General features: G+C 38.2%; 16 protein-coding genes and 1 pseudogene. 13 read left to right on the top strand and 4 right to left on the bottom strand.

Annotated elements, in window-relative coordinates; all coding sequences use genetic code 11:
• Positions 1–36 precede the first annotated feature (36 nt).
• A complete protein-coding gene (locus tag H5158_RS17120; RefSeq protein ID WP_182740500.1) occupies positions 37–1,251 on the top strand; it encodes an oligosaccharide MFS transporter in 1,215 nt (404 codons plus the stop codon).
• Here H5158_RS17120 and H5158_RS17115 read toward each other — a convergent pair.
• Positions 1,223–2,218: a LacI family DNA-binding transcriptional regulator gene (locus H5158_RS17115; RefSeq protein WP_182740499.1), complete on the bottom strand. Its 996-nt coding sequence runs from the start codon at positions 2,216–2,218 to the stop codon at positions 1,223–1,225. The genes H5158_RS17120 and H5158_RS17115 overlap by 29 nt on opposite strands.
• A 575-nt stretch (positions 2,219–2,793) precedes the next feature.
• On the opposite strand from H5158_RS17115, the gene H5158_RS17110 reads away from it, so the two are divergent.
• On the top strand, positions 2,794–4,314 hold the full coding sequence (locus H5158_RS17110; RefSeq protein WP_182718947.1) for an EAL domain-containing protein: 1,521 nt from the start codon (positions 2,794–2,796) through the stop codon (positions 4,312–4,314).
• Positions 4,315–4,575: 261 nt separating this feature from the next.
• Positions 4,576–4,710, top strand: a complete 135-nt coding sequence (locus tag H5158_RS23400; protein ID WP_257326201.1) for a hypothetical protein — start codon at positions 4,576–4,578, stop codon at positions 4,708–4,710.
• Positions 4,711–4,899: 189 nt separating this feature from the next.
• Here H5158_RS23400 and H5158_RS23765 read toward each other — a convergent pair.
• Positions 4,900–5,313 (bottom strand): annotated as a pseudogene (locus tag H5158_RS23765) (transposase); the annotation flags it as partial.
• Positions 5,314–5,762: 449 nt separating this feature from the next.
• Between H5158_RS23765 and ampC the strand changes: the two are divergent.
• Positions 5,763–6,926 (top strand): class C beta-lactamase, encoded by a 1,164-nt coding sequence (gene ampC / locus H5158_RS17095; RefSeq protein WP_182740497.1) that lies wholly within the window; start codon positions 5,763–5,765, stop codon positions 6,924–6,926.
• A gap of 109 nt (positions 6,927–7,035) precedes the next feature.
• Here the strand turns inward: ampC and H5158_RS17090 are convergent, their stop codons facing one another.
• Both H5158_RS17090 and H5158_RS23395 read right to left on the bottom strand, forming a co-directional pair.
• Entirely contained in the window at positions 7,036–7,650 is a 615-nt protein-coding gene (locus H5158_RS17090) for a PRC-barrel domain-containing protein (RefSeq protein WP_259399456.1), read from the bottom strand.
• Positions 7,651–7,701: 51 nt separating this feature from the next.
• Positions 7,702–7,857: a PRC-barrel domain-containing protein gene (locus H5158_RS23395; protein ID WP_259399455.1), complete on the bottom strand. Its 156-nt coding sequence runs from the start codon at positions 7,855–7,857 to the stop codon at positions 7,702–7,704.
• A 188-nt stretch (positions 7,858–8,045) separates the two neighbouring features.
• Here H5158_RS23395 and H5158_RS23140 point away from each other — a divergent pair, with 188 nt between their 5' ends.
• From H5158_RS23140 to H5158_RS17045, 9 genes are all read left to right on the top strand, one after another.
• On the top strand, positions 8,046–8,546 hold the full coding sequence (locus H5158_RS23140) for a BON domain-containing protein (protein WP_220491348.1): 501 nt from the start codon (positions 8,046–8,048) through the stop codon (positions 8,544–8,546).
• On the top strand, positions 8,543–8,767 hold the full coding sequence (locus H5158_RS17080; protein WP_182718951.1) for a hypothetical protein: 225 nt from the start codon (positions 8,543–8,545) through the stop codon (positions 8,765–8,767). The genes H5158_RS23140 and H5158_RS17080 overlap by 4 nt, the downstream gene beginning before the upstream one ends.
• Before the next feature lie 467 nt (positions 8,768–9,234).
• On the top strand, positions 9,235–10,062 hold the full coding sequence (dkgB, locus tag H5158_RS17075) for a 2,5-didehydrogluconate reductase DkgB (RefSeq protein WP_182718952.1): 828 nt from the start codon (positions 9,235–9,237) through the stop codon (positions 10,060–10,062).
• Positions 10,063–10,117: 55 nt separating this feature from the next.
• A complete protein-coding gene (locus tag H5158_RS17070) occupies positions 10,118–10,405 on the top strand; it encodes a putative quinol monooxygenase (protein WP_182718953.1) in 288 nt (95 codons plus the stop codon).
• A gap of 697 nt (positions 10,406–11,102) precedes the next feature.
• Positions 11,103–13,805: a TonB-dependent receptor gene (locus H5158_RS17065; protein WP_182740496.1), complete on the top strand. Its 2,703-nt coding sequence runs from the start codon at positions 11,103–11,105 to the stop codon at positions 13,803–13,805.
• A gap of 76 nt (positions 13,806–13,881) precedes the next feature.
• On the top strand, positions 13,882–14,658 hold the full coding sequence (locus H5158_RS17060) for a family 16 glycosylhydrolase (RefSeq protein ID WP_182740495.1): 777 nt from the start codon (positions 13,882–13,884) through the stop codon (positions 14,656–14,658).
• Between the two features lie 49 nt (positions 14,659–14,707).
• The gene (locus H5158_RS17055; RefSeq protein WP_182740494.1) at positions 14,708–17,230 is read left to right on the top strand and encodes a glycoside hydrolase family 3 protein; all 2,523 of its coding nucleotides are present in this window, start codon (positions 14,708–14,710) and stop codon (positions 17,228–17,230) included.
• A gap of 61 nt (positions 17,231–17,291) precedes the next feature.
• A complete protein-coding gene (locus H5158_RS17050; RefSeq protein WP_246175609.1) occupies positions 17,292–18,347 on the top strand; it encodes a sensor histidine kinase in 1,056 nt (351 codons plus the stop codon).
• Positions 18,344–19,135, top strand: a complete 792-nt coding sequence (locus H5158_RS17045) for a LytTR family DNA-binding domain-containing protein (protein WP_182740493.1) — start codon at positions 18,344–18,346, stop codon at positions 19,133–19,135. The genes H5158_RS17050 and H5158_RS17045 overlap by 4 nt, the downstream gene beginning before the upstream one ends.
• Positions 19,136–19,256 lie beyond the last annotated feature (121 nt).

The following is a 19,256-nucleotide window of genomic DNA, read 5'->3' as shown; positions in this document are numbered from 1 at the left end:
ATAGAGTCGCTTACTTTTTATAAGGCTATGCGATATATGAGTAGTAATTATCGGCTATTGAGCGCCATTTTATTTATTTATTTTATGGCATGGTCTTTTTCATTTTCATTTTTTCCTATTTGGCTTAGTCAAGAAGTAGGCCTCAACAGTGCTAAAGTAGGGGTCATCTTTAGTATCAATTCCATCATGGCTTTACTCGTGATGCCTTGCTATGGCATTTTGCAAGATAAACTCGGTTTACAAAAAACACTGCTTTACTTCATTGCATTTTTTATCATATTGATTGGTCCATTTGTCAGTTATGTATACGCACCCTTACTACAAACACAGTTTTATCTGGCTGCTATTTTAGGCGGTGCTGTTTTTTCATGTGCATTTTTGGCTGGAGTCGGGACACTTGAAAGTTATATTGATAAACAAAGTCGCTCGACGAATTTTGAATTTGGTAAAGCTCGAATGTGGGGGTCACTAGGTTGGGCCATGGCAAGCTACTTTGCCGGTTTATCGTTTAATTTATCCCCTAGTTTAAATTATTGGTTATCAAGCATTGCGGCGGTTTGCTTAATGGGGTTATTAGCCTTTGTTAAGGTCGCAAAAAATCAGCCCGAAATAGCGCCTTCTCGAACTTTTTCTCCCGTGCAACAGCTCAAAGCATTTTTTAAAATCGCAGGATTGTGGCGTTTAAGTGTATTTGTGATCGGTGTAAGTTGTATTTATGCGGTATTTGATCAGCAATTTGCTATTTATTACACCTCTTTTTTTGACACCCCAGAGCAAGGTCGAGAGTTTTTTGGTTATTTAACTTCAGCGCAAGTTATCCTTGAGGCTGCTGCTTTGTATTTAGCTGTAAAATGGGTGAATTATTTGGGCGTTAAAAACTCGTTGCTGTTAAGTGGTGTATTGATGGCGATACGAATATATTGCTCGGGGATTGTTAATGACTCTATCAGCATTAGTGTATTAAAATTGTTACATGCAATTGAGTTACCGCTGATGTTAATTGCATTGTTTAAATATATAAACATGCACTTTGAAGCTCGTTATTCAGCCATGATCTATATCATTGGCTTTCAATTTACTACACAATTGATGGCGTCAATGTTAGCCGTCGCGGTAGGCGTTGTATATGATCATTTAGGCTTTGCGTTAGCCTACCAATATTTGGGTTTGGTTGTGTGTGTGTTTATTGTATTATCGCTTTTTGCATTAAAGGCAGATGCAATTAAAACGAATCACGAGCAATTAGTTTAAATGGTAAGTGGTGGTGAACAATATCAGTGCGCTGGTCTATGAGGTATTCCATTGCCCAACGTCCCATTGCATGATGGGGTAATGCCATGGTAGTTAAATTCGGTTGTAATAATTGTGGAATACTGCCCCAATCATCAAAACTTGCTATACCAATATCTTTACCAACGATCATTCCTTTATCATGCACAACAAAGTAAATTTCCAGCGCCATGGGGTCTTGACCACAAATAATAGCATCAGGTTTAAACTCGTCTATCACTCGCGCTGCAGACTCTCTCGAAGTAGAAATCTCACTACCATCGGCTTGACCAATAATCACCGATTCAATGAGTAAATCATCGAGTGGTAAGCCGTGCTTTTTAAATGAATTTATAACGCCTTGTTTACGGCCTTTGGCAGCAACTATATGCTCATTTAAGTTTAAGAAAGCAATTCGGCGATAGCCTTTACGGATTAACGCGTCAGTAATATCTTCACCGGCTTGCTGTTCATCAGGTACTACACAAGGAAAGTTATTTGAAGCAGGAAAACAGTTAGCTAAAATTGTTGGTATTTTTTTTAGTTCATCAGCTACCACAACTTGGCGATGATACATTGCTGAATATATAACGCCCTCTACGCGATACTCTAAAAGGCTTTCTATAGCTCTGTCTATACTCGCTTGGGTTTCGTTAACATTGAGGATCAACAGTTCTTTATTTTTCTGCCACGCAATTTCTTGGGCACCACGAATAATATCAAAAGTATAAGGAACACTAAGCAGTTCATCAGCAATAATTGCGTAAATGTTTGAGTTTTTACGTCGCGTTAAACTTGCCGCACGATTAGGACGATAACCTAATTCTTTTATCGCTTTAAGAACTTTCTCGCGGTTAATATCTTTGACTGTTGGATCATTATTGACCACTCGCGATACAGTTTTAAATGAAACACCTGCGTGGACAGCGACTTGCTTAATTGTAACCATACTAGAATAAGACCCTCTGTGAATAAAAACAGTATAACAGCAGATTGCACTTTATTTATATGTTTTTGTTAAGGTTTGAGTTGTCGTTGTTATCTAAAGATAAACTTATTCAGAGGCTTACTTTTAAGTTATTGAGGCGAATTATACTCATGATGTAATTACATTGGCTAAACCTAGTAAGCCGAAAAGGTAATACCAAGCGTTGATATAATAGCTTAAAACATTAGCTCATCAGATTATAGAGTGAGCAGTCACAGTGAATCGAGTTTGATATATTACTATCTCTAATTGGCTCGCCATGGATCGCTTCGAATTTCAATGAGTGGAAGAAACTCGCTGACTTACCAGCTCACCGAATTTGAACCGCTTTATTTTTGATTCTTCGCGAAGTAGGTGGCAGCCTTTTTAATATGGCTAAGTCCTATGTTTTGGATACCTCAATAATTTCAGCTTTTCATACGCAAACAAGCTGCCAGCTGTTAAATAACATTTAATAGTAGGGGCTTGCTGCTAGCGTACGTTACAATTTAATGGTATTAAATGATAATTAATGTGCTAACTGCAAGGGAAAATCTATGTCATTGAGAGCTTTTAAAGAAAAACCAAGTGCAATAATTTTCTTTTTACCGCTTTTGCTACTGCTTTTAATTTGTATATCCCATTTTGGCGCAAACTATGTACAAATGCTTTATCAGAAAAAGTTTACGCAATCTCTTATTAGTAAAGCCGAAGAAATCTCCAGTGATATAAGCCAATCCATTTATCAGACAGAAGCCATTAACCCTCGACGCTGTGATGAAGAAACTGTAAATAAATTACGTATCCTTTTAACTAACTACCACTACACGCATGATGTTGGTTTAGTTAAACAAAATAGAATTATATGTTCGGCAAATTGGGGCATTTTAAAAGAGCCCGTTGAACTTAATGTTGATTTTTTTAAGGGCAATACAGGTTTTTATTTTGCGCAAAAAGTTGAGGGGATTTTTCCTATTGATGCCAAATATGATATTGCAAAACGTAACGGTATCGTTGCATTTACAATTCAAGATCCTTTTAAATATTTTGATCAAGCAAATAAGGATTTTTCGTTTAACATAACCTCTATTGATGGTTTGTACGTTTTCCATCAATTTGACTCCGAATTTCAGTTTGATAATGAATTTAACTTACTATCACAAGAAGTTAAAAGCTGTAGCACAAAGTTTGGCTATTGCGCTAGCGTGCTTAATAATCGCCCTGGGTTACTATTTTTTTCCACTTTGACTCTGACTGCAGTACTTTTACTGCTTTGCGTTATTAGTTTTTTAATTATTTATTCTTTTATCTCATACATAGAAAGAACAAATTCGATTGAATTTCGATTACGTAATGCAATCGCAGATGAAAGTATTTATTTAGAATATCAGCCAATTTTAGAGGTCCAGAGTAAGCAGATTATTGGTGTAGAATGTTTAATAAGATGGAAAGATGCGGTACATGGGCAAGTCTCACCTGAGTTATTTTTAAGTATTGCTGAGCAGTTAAATTTATATCCGTCGATGGCATTTTCATCTGTACAGCGAGCATTTAAAGAGTTGTCGCCTTTTGTTATAGAAAAAGATGACTTTAGTATTGCGATTAATGTTAACTCCTTTGAAATTCAAAGTTCGGAGTATTTACCGTTTTTAAATGAGCAATGCGAATTATATAAAATAAGCCAAAAACAAATAAAAATTGAGATCACTGAGCGTATTGGACTGCCACTAAATGAGTTGTCACACTTTGCTTTGCAGGCTAAACGTTATGGGTTTACTGTTGCCTTGGACGATTTTGGCACAGGTGTTTCAAATTTAGTTTGGTTAACTGAAATTAACTTCGATATCATAAAAATAGACCGTATTTTTACTCAATCGATTACTGATCCTTTGAAAAAAGATATGCTACTGGCAATAATGGCACTATTCACGAACCTTAATCGTATTGTTATTTTTGAAGGCGTTGAAACGAAAGAACAGTGTGAATTCATTGAAAAGTATAATAAATGCTACCAGGTTCAAGGTTGGTATTTTTATAAAGCGCTGCCTTTAGATGCATTGAAAGAATTAATAGTTTAAATAAAGCGGTATTGCGAAACCGATCATTCACCAGGCTTTACTTGGTTAGAACACTTATGTCTGACTCAAATAATATGCTTTTTAAGTAGTGCTGGTTTTTAGCTAAAGCTGGTGCTTTAAATTTAAAATTGAACCGTAACCATAATCAAATCAAATATAGTATTTAAGTGTTGTAGCGCACAGAGCTGGGGAGCTTTATAAACTAGGCTTTAAATCTCGGCCTTTTACATTAACGTGAGGGGCGAGAACTCTGAGGCAACTATGCAAAATCCAACTCATGATAAAAAAGTAGATGACAAAAAGTCTGCTGAAACACTAAAAAAAGAAGCGGCAAGCAAGCGCGCAGCTTTAGAACCTGACACGAAAAAATCATACAGAAAACCCCAGCAAAAATAATAGAGTCGTTAATTATCTAACCAGTTTTCGCAAAGCATTATTTGAGCTTAATTAAGGGTTGAGTGGCATTATCGACAGGTATATTCGATAAATATGCAAGGAGCTAGATAATAGATGTTCTCTACTATTTGTGGTTCTTCACTCGTTGGTGAGGGATCATATTCTTGTTGTTTAAGGCTACTGAGAGCGCTACGTCATTAGGGGCTGTTGATCTTTGTGGTACATATATTGATCAGCCCGCATTGGTAGCCACATCATCGTAAATGCTAAAGCGAGCATTGAATGATAATTTCGTGCAAGCTTTTCATACCGTGTGGCTATCTTTCTATATTGCTTAATATGGCCAAATGTATTCTCAACCAAGTGCCGATATTTGTACATGCATCAGTCAATATCTTCATTACCTATTAAACTGTTATCCTTGCGTAGAATAACGGGTGTCGTGTTGTTATCACGAACCAACTTTCTCAGTTTTTTACAATCGTAGCCTTTGTTAGCAACAACGACTTTATTTGTTGAACAATTTGCTACGAGTGACTCTGTGTGAACTATATCATGTGTATTTCCGCACGATAATTCATAGAGAATAGGCAATCCTCTGCTATAACCTAAGTATTAGTTTGTTAATTTATGCTGCATACAACATTGGCTGTATTAATTTCACATTTATATAAATCATTCAGCAAAACATACCCATATTCTTCGTCTTTAATTATTTGAGCTTTGGGAGTAGTAAGCTCAAATCAAGACGATTTGTGCATTTCATTTTCTATGAACATAGAATTTAATACCAACACCGTATTTTAATTCAGTAAAAATTAATAGTCGTACTCACAAAATAGCGGCGGCTTTGCTGACTTTTGCATTTAGAACGAGTAGATCTTGAATATGCTCATCTCTACCATTTTCAAAACGAGGTTAAGCTAAATATCAATATACTCCATTTACAATATTTGAATGAACTCAGGCGCCAGAATTCAATCCGAGAGTTGAGTTTTTATTGCAATATGGTTGCACTGGCGTGGCTATTTTATTCATTAACGAGAGATACAATGAAAATAATTTTAAACAAGCTTGTTATTACTACTTTAGCTGCAACTATAGTGATGTCTAATGATGCTCGGGCTGAAAATAATAATCAAATGTTGAGAAAAGCAGTCGATATGCAAGCCGAGCGCTTAATGCAGCAGTACCAAATTCCTGGTTTAGCGGTGGGTATAATTGTTGATGGTAAGTCACAGTTTTATAATTATGGTGTTGCGAATAAAGAAAAGAACCAAGCAGTAACACAGAATACACTGTTTGAATTAGGATCGGTCAGTAAAACCTTTGCTGCAACCTTTGCGAGTTATGCTCAAGGCAATGGTACTTTATCATTTGATGACACTGTTGATAAATATCTACCTGAGTTGAAAAATAGCGTTATTGGCAGCACAAAACTTACACAGTTAGCTACCTATACAGCAGGTGGTCTGCCTTTACAGTTCCCTGATAATGTTAAGACTGACGATGATATGGTGCAATATTATAAATCTTGGCAGCCAACCTTTGCTGAAAATTCACAACGACTCTATTCAAATCCAAGTATAGGTTTATTTGGCTATGTTTCTGCATTAAGTATGAAAGTTGATTATGCACAGTTTCTGGAAATTAAAATATTTCCGTCGTTAGGCATGTCAAATACGTTTGTTAATGTCCCAGCAAATAAAATGGATGATTATGCATTTGGATATAATGCTTCAGGCGATGCTGTGAGAGTAAATCCCGGTATGCTGGATGCACAAGCATATGGCATTAAGTCTACTAGTGCAGATATGGTGCAATTTATTAAAGCGAATTTAGGGTTAGTCTCTCTCGATGATAAAATCAATACGGCCTTGAAAAGTACTAGGAAGGGCTATTATCAAGCGAGCACTTTCACGCAAGGACTAGCGTGGGAAATGTATCCTTTACCAACTAACTTGGCTGCTCTGTTAGCTGGAAATTCAGTTGAAACCATTACACAACCTCAACCAATCGATATTAATAATTCTCCTCAAGTAGCTTTGCATAATGGCTGGATCAATAAAACAGGTTCAACAAATGGGTTTGGCGCATATATTGTATTTATTCCGGCAAAAAATGCTGGAATTGTTATGTTAGCAAACAAATATTACCCCAACGTAGAACGGGTCAAAGCCGCCTATGCGATTTTAGATTCAGTTATCAGCAGATAACGAAGAATAAAAAGCCACTCATTAGTTTAGTGAGTGGTGTTTTTTTATTTATCGAATATGACTTTTTGCCAAATTTTTTTCGCTAGGCATTACTTGAAAGCCGATCATTTCAGCAATCCTTTTTCGCTTTTGCTAGTTTGTCCCAGTAACCCGCTAGTTCGTAATGTTGATATATAGCTGTTTCAAACTCGGGAGTTATTTGCAGGTTATAATCATACTCTGGCGCATCTTTTATTACTTTGCGGTTGAGATCAACACTGATGGTTTTGTCGAGCCAGCATACTTCGCTGATCCACTCTGGTGGCACGAGCACTTTATGTCCACCCCACCAATTACTGGTATCGATGATCAGATAACGCACCGCCCACGTTGTTTCTTCTACTAATAATCCAGATACATGACCAATATCACCATCATTTGCATTAATATGATAGCCAATAACCTCTTTGCAACTTCGTAAATTTGGATCGGCTTTTTTATTATCTTCACTTTTAACATTATGGTGAGTTAGTTGTGCGCTGCGTGCACCTGCTTCTGTATGTGGGAGGTGTTGGTGGTCACGGTACAATAAATAAGGGTAAATACCGCCTCCCCAAAATCCTTCGCCTACCCAATAATAAGGGTAACCATAATAATCGAGTAAGCTGGCCTCATTTTGCCGTGACACGGGTTTATTGTTATCGATAGTTGGGCTGTTTTTAACTTGTTCTTTACTGATCAACACTGGCAGAATTTTTTCTATCCAGTTTGGTTTTTGAACCGCAATTGGTGAGATCTAAACCTGACGGCTGGATAGCCAAGAACCTGTTTCAACAACAAAATAGCGGATCACCCATGCTAAATCATCGAATAGAAAATCTTTTTCTTTACCGATCACACCATCGGTAGCAGCGATAGCGCAATTTTCTAGATCTTTCATGCTACGTAACATAGTAGTTATCCTTTTTAATGGGGTCGACAGTATAAAGTGTTGGCGTGTTTTAGAGCTGATATTGAGGTTGCCAACTAGGCGATGATTTGAATGAACCGCTTTAGTTTTAGCTTATTTGCCGCGGTTGTCTGTGCGCTGCAGTACACAGCCAAATTAGCGAGTTAATTACATGAATGCAGTAATGACCTATGAATCGCTGCTTTTTATTATTGACACACAGTTGTTTTGAGTTCGATAACGAACAGAACCTTAGCCTCTTACATAATAAAGTGATGGTAGGTAGTGAAGAATACACTTTACCGCCGATGGTGATCGCTCCACTTAATACTGAGGATATCCTAATGGATAAATACTTTTCAAAAATACTATGTGTTGTTGCAATACTGATGGTTTCACAATTAACTGGTTGCTATAAATCCTCAGAAATTGCTGCAGAAAAGCCGCCAAAAAGTACGGTGGCTAACAATGTTTTAGATATCGATGTAACTACAAACGTTAAAATGGCTTTAATGAATGATCCTATTCTCAGAGCATTTAATATCGAAGTCATTACGAATAAAGGCGATGTGCGTTTAATTGGTATTGTTGATAGCCAAAGCCAAATTGACTCAGCAATGTTAATTGCCAAAGGTGCTGAAGGTACGCATGCTATTCATGATGAACTGACTGTGAAAAGGAGTTCGTTATGAAAGGATATCTAATCGTGGGGGTTATAACCGCTGTTTTTGCTGTTACAGCAGTTGCCCAAGAAGATGAACGCGAAGGCGAACACCATATGATGATGGGCAAGATGATGCATGATAAAGAAACATCGCATATGGAACCAAAAATGCGGCAAATGTTTTCGCTAATGCAACAGATCGAAAACGAAAATAATCCACAAAGGTCAACACGCCCTAAAGCGCAGTAGAATAAATCGACTCTGAGCCACTACTTTCAGCGCTAACAGTGTTGAAAATAGCGGCCTTGAGAGATGCACTTTCAATTTTTTATAAAGCGGTCATTTATAAATATAATTATTAGGTGCTAGGGCCGGTTACCTCTCTGGTTGAAGATTGTTTAATTTACAAGCTATTTAATCACCATGCTAGGTTTGTAATCTGATGGGTTAAGTAAAAAATTAAGTAAAACTTCCGCACTTTATTCTGGCTCTCTACCTACATTAATACTGCCTTATCTAAAAACCAAACATACGGATGTAAAAGTAACTGTGAAAGATAAACAGGCTCTAGCCCTTGAAACTAAAGTTAATGGCCTCATACCTTTTACGAGGTCAAAAATTTTAAATGAACAAAGTAACAGGTGTATTTCGAAAAACTTAGGTTAGAAATCTAATAAGTTTATATTTAAACCGATTATTTTTATAAGGATAAAGTTATGACACAACGTGTAATTGAAATGCCAGACTTAGGCATGGGGACATTCCGCTTAGAAGGAAAAACAGCTTATGAATCTGTAAAAATGGCATTAGAAGTTGGCTTTCGCCATATTGATACCGCACAGATTTATGGCAATGAAGAGCAAGTTGGCCAAGCGATAAAAGACAGCAATATCCCTAGAGACGAGCTATTTATTACCACCAAAGTGTGGAATAACAAACTGAATAAAAGCGATTTTATCGCCAGTGTAAAAGAGTCTCTTAACAAACTGCAACTCGATTCAGTCGATTTATTGTTGATCCATTGGCCTGCGCCATCAAACGATGAGCCAATGAGCGAGTATTTAACTGAGTTATTAACGGCAAAGCAGCTAGGATTAACTAAGCATATTGGTGTATCGAACTTCACTATTGCGAATTTAAAAGAAGCCATGCAAACACTGGACTCACGTGAAATATTCACCAACCAAATAGAAGTACACCCTTATTTAACCAATACCAAGTTACGTGCTTTTTGTCAGCAGCATGACATTCATATCACCGCCTATATGCCATTTGTGGTAGGTAAAGTGTTAAACGATCATACCATTATTGATATTGCTAAGAAGCATGATGCAAGCCCTGCACAAGTAGTTATTGCATGGGTAAACGCCAAGGGTATGACGACCATTCCGTCATCAACTAAGCGTAAAAATCTTGAAGATAACTTTAATGATAAAGCCGTAAAACTTGATGAAGAAGACATTGCGCGTATTGATGCTCTCGATTGCGGCGACCGTCAAGCAACCCCAAGTTTTGCACCGCAGTGGGATCAAGACACGTTTTAAGCGTGTTCAATATAAAGTGCAGTGAGTCTGCACTTTTTAATGCAAAGGAATAACTATGTTAACCGTTATAGCAATGCTGTCATGTAAAAACGCTGATGCAGCTACGTTACTTAGTGCACTTGATAACTTACAAAAGTTATCACGCAAAGAAGTAGGGTGTTTGCGCTACGAGCTGGCTGTGAAAAATAATGACACGCAAACAGATTACATTGTAACTGAACAATGGGCTACAAATGAGCACTTTGAAGAGCATAAGTTAGCGCCGCATTTTAAAATGTTTGGTGAGCAGGCTGGTGATCTACTTATTCACAGTAATATTGATGTGTATAAAACGATTGGTTAATAATATACCCAAACCACCTCAAGATGCAGAATTCAGCGTTTCACAGGTGCTTAATATCAAGGCGTTACTTTGCAAGAATGGCCGTCCCTTTTAAGAAGTAACAACGCTGAGAGTAAGTGCCTGTGAAACGCCCGAAGGGTTGTTTTAAAAGCGATTTATACTGCGTTATTGATTTTAACAATAGAACCACTATTATTTGCAATCAATGCCTTGCCTAAATCGCTTTTAATTCCAACTGAAACTCGCATCTTGAGGTGGTTTGGGTATATAGGGGCAGTGTTTAAAGCCACGTATTTTATATCGAGCTTAGCATGTTAAGCATGGCTTTAATAACGCCTTAGCAGGTGACAATGAGTGAGTCTTGATAACTTACCTAATGTACTGACCTGCGTTTTTGGGTATATAAAGTTATGCCATGGTATTTTTCATCGCTCACTGGTTATATCCGCTTTCTTTGTGTTTATGGCATCGGTGGTCAGTTTTACTTTCATGTAATAAATTTTTAAGTTTTTTGACTGTTGATACTAAATCAAGGAGTCAGTTTATTTATTGTCCAAGATTTAATTTCGGCTTGTATTATATCTAACTCGCCTTAACGTATTTGACTAGTAATCAAAAAAGACCCTATGGATACTGTGAGACTGTTAAATAAAAGTAACAAAGCTTAACGTTTTACACACACATCAAAAGGTCGAATATGCACACAATAAATAAAAAAGCATTATCAATTGCCGTAGCATTGGCTTGCGCATTCCCGTTACATGCCCAACAAGCTGCTACGAATAATCCAACAAATACGAATGAAAACAACACTGCGCAAGAACAAAGTACTTCCTTAGAGATTATCTCTGTAACAGCAACCAAACGTAAAACAAAGTTAATGGAAACACCTGTTGCCATTACAGCATTAACTGAAGCTGAGCTGAAAAGAAACGGTGTTAATAGCGTTAAGGATATTGCTAACTTAGTCCCTGGCTTAGATATTTCAACTGCAACAGATCAAGCTGCGCCGGTTATTTCAATGCGAGGTGTACGCTCTACTAATATTACTGAGCTTGGCGATCCGGCTGTGGGTGTTCACCTTGATGGTATTTACTCACCACGTATGCAAGGTGCCCTTGCATTGATGTACGACATAGACAGGGTTGAAGCTCTAAGGGGTCCACAAGGCACTCTATTTGGTCGTAACTCAACGGTGGGTAGTATTAATGTTATTTCAGCAAAACCAGATTTTACCGGTTTATATGGCAACGTCAGTATTGAAGCGGGAAACTTTAATAGTAAAAATATTGATGCAGTCTTAAATATTCCTATTAATGATGAATTTGCCGTTAGGTTTTCAGGAAAAGGCTTGAAACGGGATTCTTATTTAGAAGGTTATTACGATCCTAACCAATATGACTCAAGACGCTTAAGCGACGATATTCTTAATGCGCCAGTAACCTCTGAAGATTCTTATCAAGGCGTGGGTCAAACAATTACCCAACGAGAAAACTGGTGGATAGATGGCGCTGGCACAGATCCAGAAGCGCAAAAAGTTCGCGCGCTAACACCGGCTGATAAAAGCAATTTTTACAATAATGCTGATGAATATTCATTTAGAATTAGCACCTTGTGGGAGCCTTTGGACGGCAATTTTTCAAACCACACTGTTTTTCAAAAGTATGTAAATGACAGCAATAACAACCTAGATTTAGTTAACTGCGATAAAATTCGCGGCAGAAGTGCTGAACTAGGGGGAGACTGCACTAACTTTTTACCCAGCGATAATACTTATCAGGCGGTTGTAAATGTGCCCGGTAAGCTTAATTTAGATATCACGTACTTAAGAAACACCCTTAATTACAACATAAACGATGAATATTCACTTGTCTGGTTATTGGGCTATGAAGATATGGAACGCTCTTCAGCACAAGATAGTGAAGTAGGTTTAGACCCTTGGGATGGCGCAACTTACTTTTTAGACGGCACTGGCGCAGAGTCTTTTTCAACTGAGCTGCAAATACAATCTGATGAATATGGCGACTTTATCTGGATTGCAGGTATTAATTACTTTCATGAAAGAACAAAAACCTTAGGTTATTACGATAATCCTATGGATGACAAAGCGTTTTGGGATCAACCCGATCGTTCTACCGACGCCCTCGCATTATTTGGTCAAGGTACATACAACTTAACTGAAAAGTTACACCTAACACTTGGCTATCGATTTAGTGATGAAACAAAAGAAGATAAAGGCGGAAAAACCTATCGCTGTTCTAATGCTGATGGCTGCGCCGTAGGTTGGTTAAATAGAACGGATCTAAATAATTTACCAGTTGATTACTACGAAGATCCTTCAATTTATGCGTCATACTTTGCAAACGATAATAAAGGAAGTTGGCAGCATCATGACTTTCGTGTTGGTTTAGACTACGACATTTCACCTGAAACGATGGTTTATACCTACCTTGCCAGTGGTTTTAAAGCTGGTGGAATTGGTGATGTATATGAAGTCGTAAATGATAGAACGGGCGACGTAACACGCTTTGAAACTAAGTTCGATCCAGAAGAAGTACTTACATGGGAGCTTGGCGCTAAATCGAGCTTTTTTGATAATTCATTAAACTTAAAAGCCGCGTTTTTCTACACAGATTACACCGACATGCAATACGCATCAGTGGGCTCAATCGGTAATGTAGAACGTTTATCTGTGGTAGAAGATGAAGATGGCTCTCCCGTTTTAGATAGCAATGGCGAGCCGGTACTTGATTTTCAAAACAAGCCTATGATTGCTTATTACACACAAAATGTTCCTAGTTCAACAATCAAAGGTATTGAGCTTGAGTTTGATTGGAAGCCTTACCCAAGCGGGCGTATCACCGGTTATGTAACCTGGACTGATGCTAAAGTGACGGACGATTGGAATACTAAATGGGATTACGATGCTGAGTATCTTTTTGATATTTCTTATGAGGAATCAAAAAATCCTGAAAATACACTGCTATCAACCAACCTTAAAGGCAATAACCTAGCGATGACGCCTAAGTTCACGGCGAACATCAGCTACACACATACATTTGATTTAGGTGAATATGGTTTTATCCATAGTTGGCTTAATGCGAGCTGGAAAGATGAATCGTACTCAACAGTATGGAATGTTGATAAACACTTAGATGATATGGACTTTAGCGTGTCGGACGAGGCGACAAAATACATTGATGATAGCCGAGATGCATTTGCAGTCTATAACGCGTCAATTAAATATGAGCCGCAAGGACAAAGCTGGTACGCAGAAGTATTCGTTAATAATGCCTCTGATGAAACTATTCAATATTGGAATAATACTAGCAAAGGAATTCCAAAAGGCAGCTTTGGCATGCCAAGGTATTACGGTGTAAGAGCTGGTTTTTCATTCTAGATAACCTAACCACAATTAAACTTCCCACAGTCAATATACCACTGTGGGAGGTGTACAATTGAAATAAGGATCAATAATGAAAACTAAGCTTATTAGCTCGTTAGTTGCAGGTTGTGTGTTTATCTCACCTTTTACATATGCCAATTATTTTAAAGATAATTTTTCATGGGGTTACGATAATACCATTTGGAATGCGCGAAGTGGCGACAATGGCTCGCCTTTTGGCTGTGAATTTTCCCCTGCAATGATTAACCCAAGCCAACAGGGGATCACGCTTTCATTATCGCAAGGCGCATGTGCCGAGCTGCAAAGTAATAATTTTTATGGCTTTGGCAAAGTGCAAGGCAGTGTTAAGTCAGGAAATACACAAGGCACTGTGTCTTCCATTTTTACTTACACATCGTGGTGGGATTCACCCGGCAGAGCATGGCAAGAGATAGATATTGAGCTTTTACCCTCTCTTGGAAACGTTGTTCATACCAATGTGATTTACCAGCCGCAAGGCGGCACTTATCAAAGCTGGGAAAAGGACATCGACTTAAGTCAGTTTGGGCTTGATTACAGAGAAAACTTATTAACTATTGGCTTTGATTGGTCTAGCAACTCGATTCGTTGGTACCTATACGACGCTCAAGGAAATGAGCAAACATTAAGAGTGCTCTACAAAGACAATGGCGATGGTCATTTAGCTGAAAATGAAATTCCCGCGTATGCATGGCCGATGGATAATACAAAAATAATGATTAACCAATGGAATGGTGATAACTCAACCGAAGGCTATTACTTCCCTGGTCAATACTATGGTAGCCCTTCGTGGGCGTACTATGATTTTATTGAGTACATTCCCCAATAAAATTAAGAAGTTTGTATCTATAAATAGAATTTAATCTCGAAGGTTTTTAATGTCTCAAATCAAATATTCTAAATTATTATTTTGCTTACTGCCCGTAGTTGGGGCGCTTACTTGTCAATATTCATTCAGTGCAGAGCGTGAGCAAGTCAACTGGCCTTATGTAAACACTAAACTTAAACGCGATCCCGCTGTAGAAGCGCAAATTGAACAACTACTGGCAAAGATGACCATAGAGCAAAAAGTGGCGCAAATGATTCAGCCCGAAATTGGTTATTTAAGTGTTGAACAAATGCGTAAATATGGGTTTGGTTCATACCTAAATGGCGGCAATACAGCCCCCTATGGCGACAAACGCGCTGATCAGGCCACATGGTTAAAATATGCCGATGAAATGTACCTAGCATCAATAGACTCAACGAAAGACGGTATTGCAATACCGACTATTTGGGGTACTGATGCCATGCATGGACATAGCAATGTGTATGGCGCTACGTTATTTCCGCACAATATTGGCTTAGGAGCTGCGCATGATGTCGACTTAATTAAGCGCATAGGCCAAGCAACAGCGAAAGAAGTCTCAGCCACTGGGATTGAATGGAGTTTTGCTCCTACTGTCGCTGTAGTTAGAGATGATCGCTGGGGCAGAACTTATGAAAGTTACTCAGAAGACCCTGAATTAGTTAGGTTGTATGCAGGTAGTATGGTTACCGGTATTCAAGGTGACATAGGCGCTGACTTTTTAAAAGGCAGTAACCGTATTGCCACCGCTAAGCACTTTGTGGGTGATGGTGGCACTGAGCGAGGCGTTGATCGCGGAAATACGCTTATCGATGAAAAAGGATTAAGAGATATTCACAGCGCAGGTTATTTTTCGGCTATTAATGAAGGTGTGCAATCAGTGATGGCATCATTTAATAGTTGGAATGGCAAACGTGTACATGGTGATAAACATTTATTAACGGATGTACTTAAAAACCAACTTGGTTTTGATGGGTTTGTAGTCAGTGATTGGAATGCTCACAAGTTTGTAGAAGGCTGCGATTTAGAGCAATGTGCGCAAGCAATTAACGCGGGCGTTGATGTGATCATGGTGCCAGAGCATTTTGAAGCGTTTTATCATAATACTGTTAAGCAAGTGAAAGACGGTGTAATCGCAGAATCAAGAATTAACGATGCCGTTAGGCGCTTTTTAAGGGCTAAAATCCGCTGGGGTGTGTTTTCGAAGAGCAAACCATCAGCGCGACCTGAATCACAACACCCGCAGTGGTTAGGTGCTAATGAGCATCGCATTTTGGCAAGAGAAGCGGTTCGTAAGTCACTCGTTCTGTTAAAAAACAACGAAAACGTGCTGCCAATCAAAGCGAGTAGCCGCATCTTAGTTGCCGGCAAAGGCGCGAATGCAATTAATATGCAAGCGGGTGGCTGGAGCGTTTCTTGGCAGGGCACAGACAATACCAATAGTGACTTTCCAAATGCGACCTCTATTTATGCGGGTTTACAGTCGCAAGTAACAAAAGCGGGTGGTGAGATCACTTTGAGCGAGTCTGGTGAGTATACTAGCAAGCCAGATGTAGCCATCGTGGTGATCGGTGAAGAACCTTATGCAGAATGGTTTGGTGACATCGAGATGCTTGAGTTTCAGCATGAAACTAAACATGCGCTTGCGTTATTAAAGCAGCTTAAAGCTGATAATATTCCTGTAGTAACGGTATTCTTAAGCGGCCGCCCGTTGTGGGTTAATAAAGAGTTCAACGCATCGGATGCCTTTGTTGCTGCTTGGCTACCAGGCTCTGAAGGTGAGGGCGTTGCAGATGTACTATTAACTAATAGCCAAGGTAAAGCCCAGTTTGATTTCAGCGGTAAGTTGAGTTTTTCATGGCCTAAATATGATGACCAATTTACGTTAAACTTAAACGATGCTGACTATGACCCATTATTTGCTTATGGCTATGGCTTAACTTATCAGGACAACATAAATGTGCCTGTTTTGAGTGAGAAAACCAGTCCTAAAAAAATTGTTAATAGTGACTCACATCCGCTGTTTGTAAGAAACTTAGCCAAAAATATGACTTGGCAACTGGCAGATACAAGCACAGAAAAGGTGTTAGCCAGCGGTGCATCAGCAACCAGTGGCGATAAACAGAGTTTACTTATGCAATCAGTCAATTTATCTTATCAAGAAGATGGCCGTGGCTTTAATTGGCGCGCACAAGCTGCTGTTAGCTTGAGTTACCTAGAGCCTAAACAGCTAGATAGTAAATTTAGTGCAGGTTACCTTGAATTAAAAATGCGCATAGATAAAGCTCCTGAACAAGGAGCAAACTTGCATGTCATGTGTAGCGAAAATCATTGCTTAAGGAATATTGATTTTTCATCATTTTCACAATTAATGACAGACAAAAGTTGGCATACTCTAGCAATCTCTTTGCACTGTGGTGATAGCGGACTTGCTGAGCAAAAAATAACAGACGCGCTGCGCATTACCAGTCAAAATTTAAGTTTAGCAATTGCTGATGTGGTGTTGACTATAAAACCGAGTAATTACTCATTATCATTAACGTGTGCAAAGTAATACCCTATGGCTGTTGATTAACGTTTATTAATCAACAGCCTATAACATTGGATTTAATAATGTGAATAGTAATAACCCTAGAAGTCAGTTGTTCTGGTTATTCCAAAGTTGTGGTTGGATTGTCTATGCAATGCTGACCGAATTAATGATAAAAATACCAAGCGAAGAGCCATGGACAATACATATACCGCATTTAATTATTGATGTAGCGTGTGGCTTTTTGATCACTTTAACGTTAAGACGATTTTACAACTGTTTTAGTCAGCAAGAGCTCAAAGTTAAAGTCGCGTTACGTATTATGCTGCTTCTAATTGCAACATTACTCTGGACGCAAATTAAATGGATTTCCTTGCAGTGGTTATATGGTAACTGGTGGCTTTCAATGTCATGGTTTGACTTTGGTACATGGACGTCAGCCTCGTTAACCATGCTTTCAACATGGACTGCCTTTTATTACGGGATTAAAATTTATTTAGATAATCTTGAGCAAACTCAAAAGGCCGCAGAAGCTACCCATTTAGCGAAAGAGTCACAGCTAAAAATGCTTCGATATCAGCTTAACCCGCATTTTATGTTCAATAGTATTAACGCCATTTGCACGTTAATATTGAAAAAAGAAAGCTTGCAGGCAGTAAACATGCTTGAAAAACTATGTGACTTATTGCGCCATAGTTTATATACCGACCCACTTGAAAAAGTAGCTATCAAAGAAGAAATCGCAATGTTAAGAACCTACCTAGATATTGAACAATGCCGATTTGCTGACAAGCTAGAGGTTAATATTAGCGTTGATGAACCATGCAACGATTTATTAATACCTTCTTTATTAATTCAACCATTGGTAGAAAACGCGTTAAAACATGGTATGCGAGCAGATCAAAAAATGGTGATCACAATTAATGTTGAAAAAACAAAATCCGCATTGCTTATTAAAGTTGCTGATACTGGTAAAGGCTTTGATGATAATAAAAAAACCAAAAGAGGCATCGGCTTGGCTAATTGTGAGCAACGCTTAAAATTAATATATGGTAATAGTCACCGAATTGAAAAAGGCAATGCGACTACCGGTGGTGCGTGGTTTTGTATCTCTCTTCCAATTAATGGTTTGCAATCATGATTCAATTAAAAACGTTACTCGTTGATGACGAATACAGTGCTATTGAAGGTTTGCGTATTCGCTTAGAAGCCTTTGCTGAAATTGAAGTGATTGGCAGTGCACAAAGTGTTGATGAAGCAATTAAAGTACTTAACGAATATGATGTAGATTTAGTGTTTCTAGATATAGAAATGCCAACAAAGTCAGGTTTTGAATTAATTAAACATTTTCAACCAGAGAGCTGCCCTGCGGTTATCTTTGTTACGGCATTTCATCAACATGCTGTTAAAGCTTTTGAGGTGAGGGCGCTGGATTATTTACTTAAGCCCGTTAAGTTAGCTCGCCTTGCAGAAGCCATTGAAAGAGTTATTAAAACCCAAAAGCTAAACAGAAAAACCGAACTTATTGAAGTGCACCAATCGCTGGTGATCAATGAATCGCAACCACTTGAAGTGGCGGGTAATTCTGACTATAAGTTTGAAGCTGAGAATTTAGTTATTCAAGATGCTAAAAACCCAATTCAAATTATTCCGTTTAAAGATATTTTATGGATTGATGCGGCGGGGGATTATATGTGTGTACACACACCTGCTGAAACACACGTAATGCGGGCGCGTTTAAAAGAGCTTGAAAAAAACACCTTGCCTGAAGATTTCCTGCGAATACATAAATCAACGATTGTAAATTTAAGCCATATAAAGCAACTTAACCCACTTAGAAACTCTGAATACACGGCTGTATTACAAAGTGGTAAAACACTTAAAGTCAGTCGTACCTATAGTAAAAATTTAAAGAGTTTGTTCAAATAATAAATATATTAATATTGAGAGTATTAAACTATAACTGCAACAGTTTGTATAATAGGCATTTGTTAGGCTATCTCAGGTCATAATTTATAAGGATTTTATATTTCTATGGCAAAACCTCAGC

The organism is Pseudoalteromonas sp. SR45-6 (genome assembly GCF_014163545.1).
Lineage (GTDB): Bacteria > Pseudomonadota > Gammaproteobacteria > Enterobacterales > Alteromonadaceae > Pseudoalteromonas > Pseudoalteromonas rhizosphaerae.
Note: the sequence above shows the minus strand (reverse complement) of the source record. Positions and strands in the feature narration are given on the sequence as shown.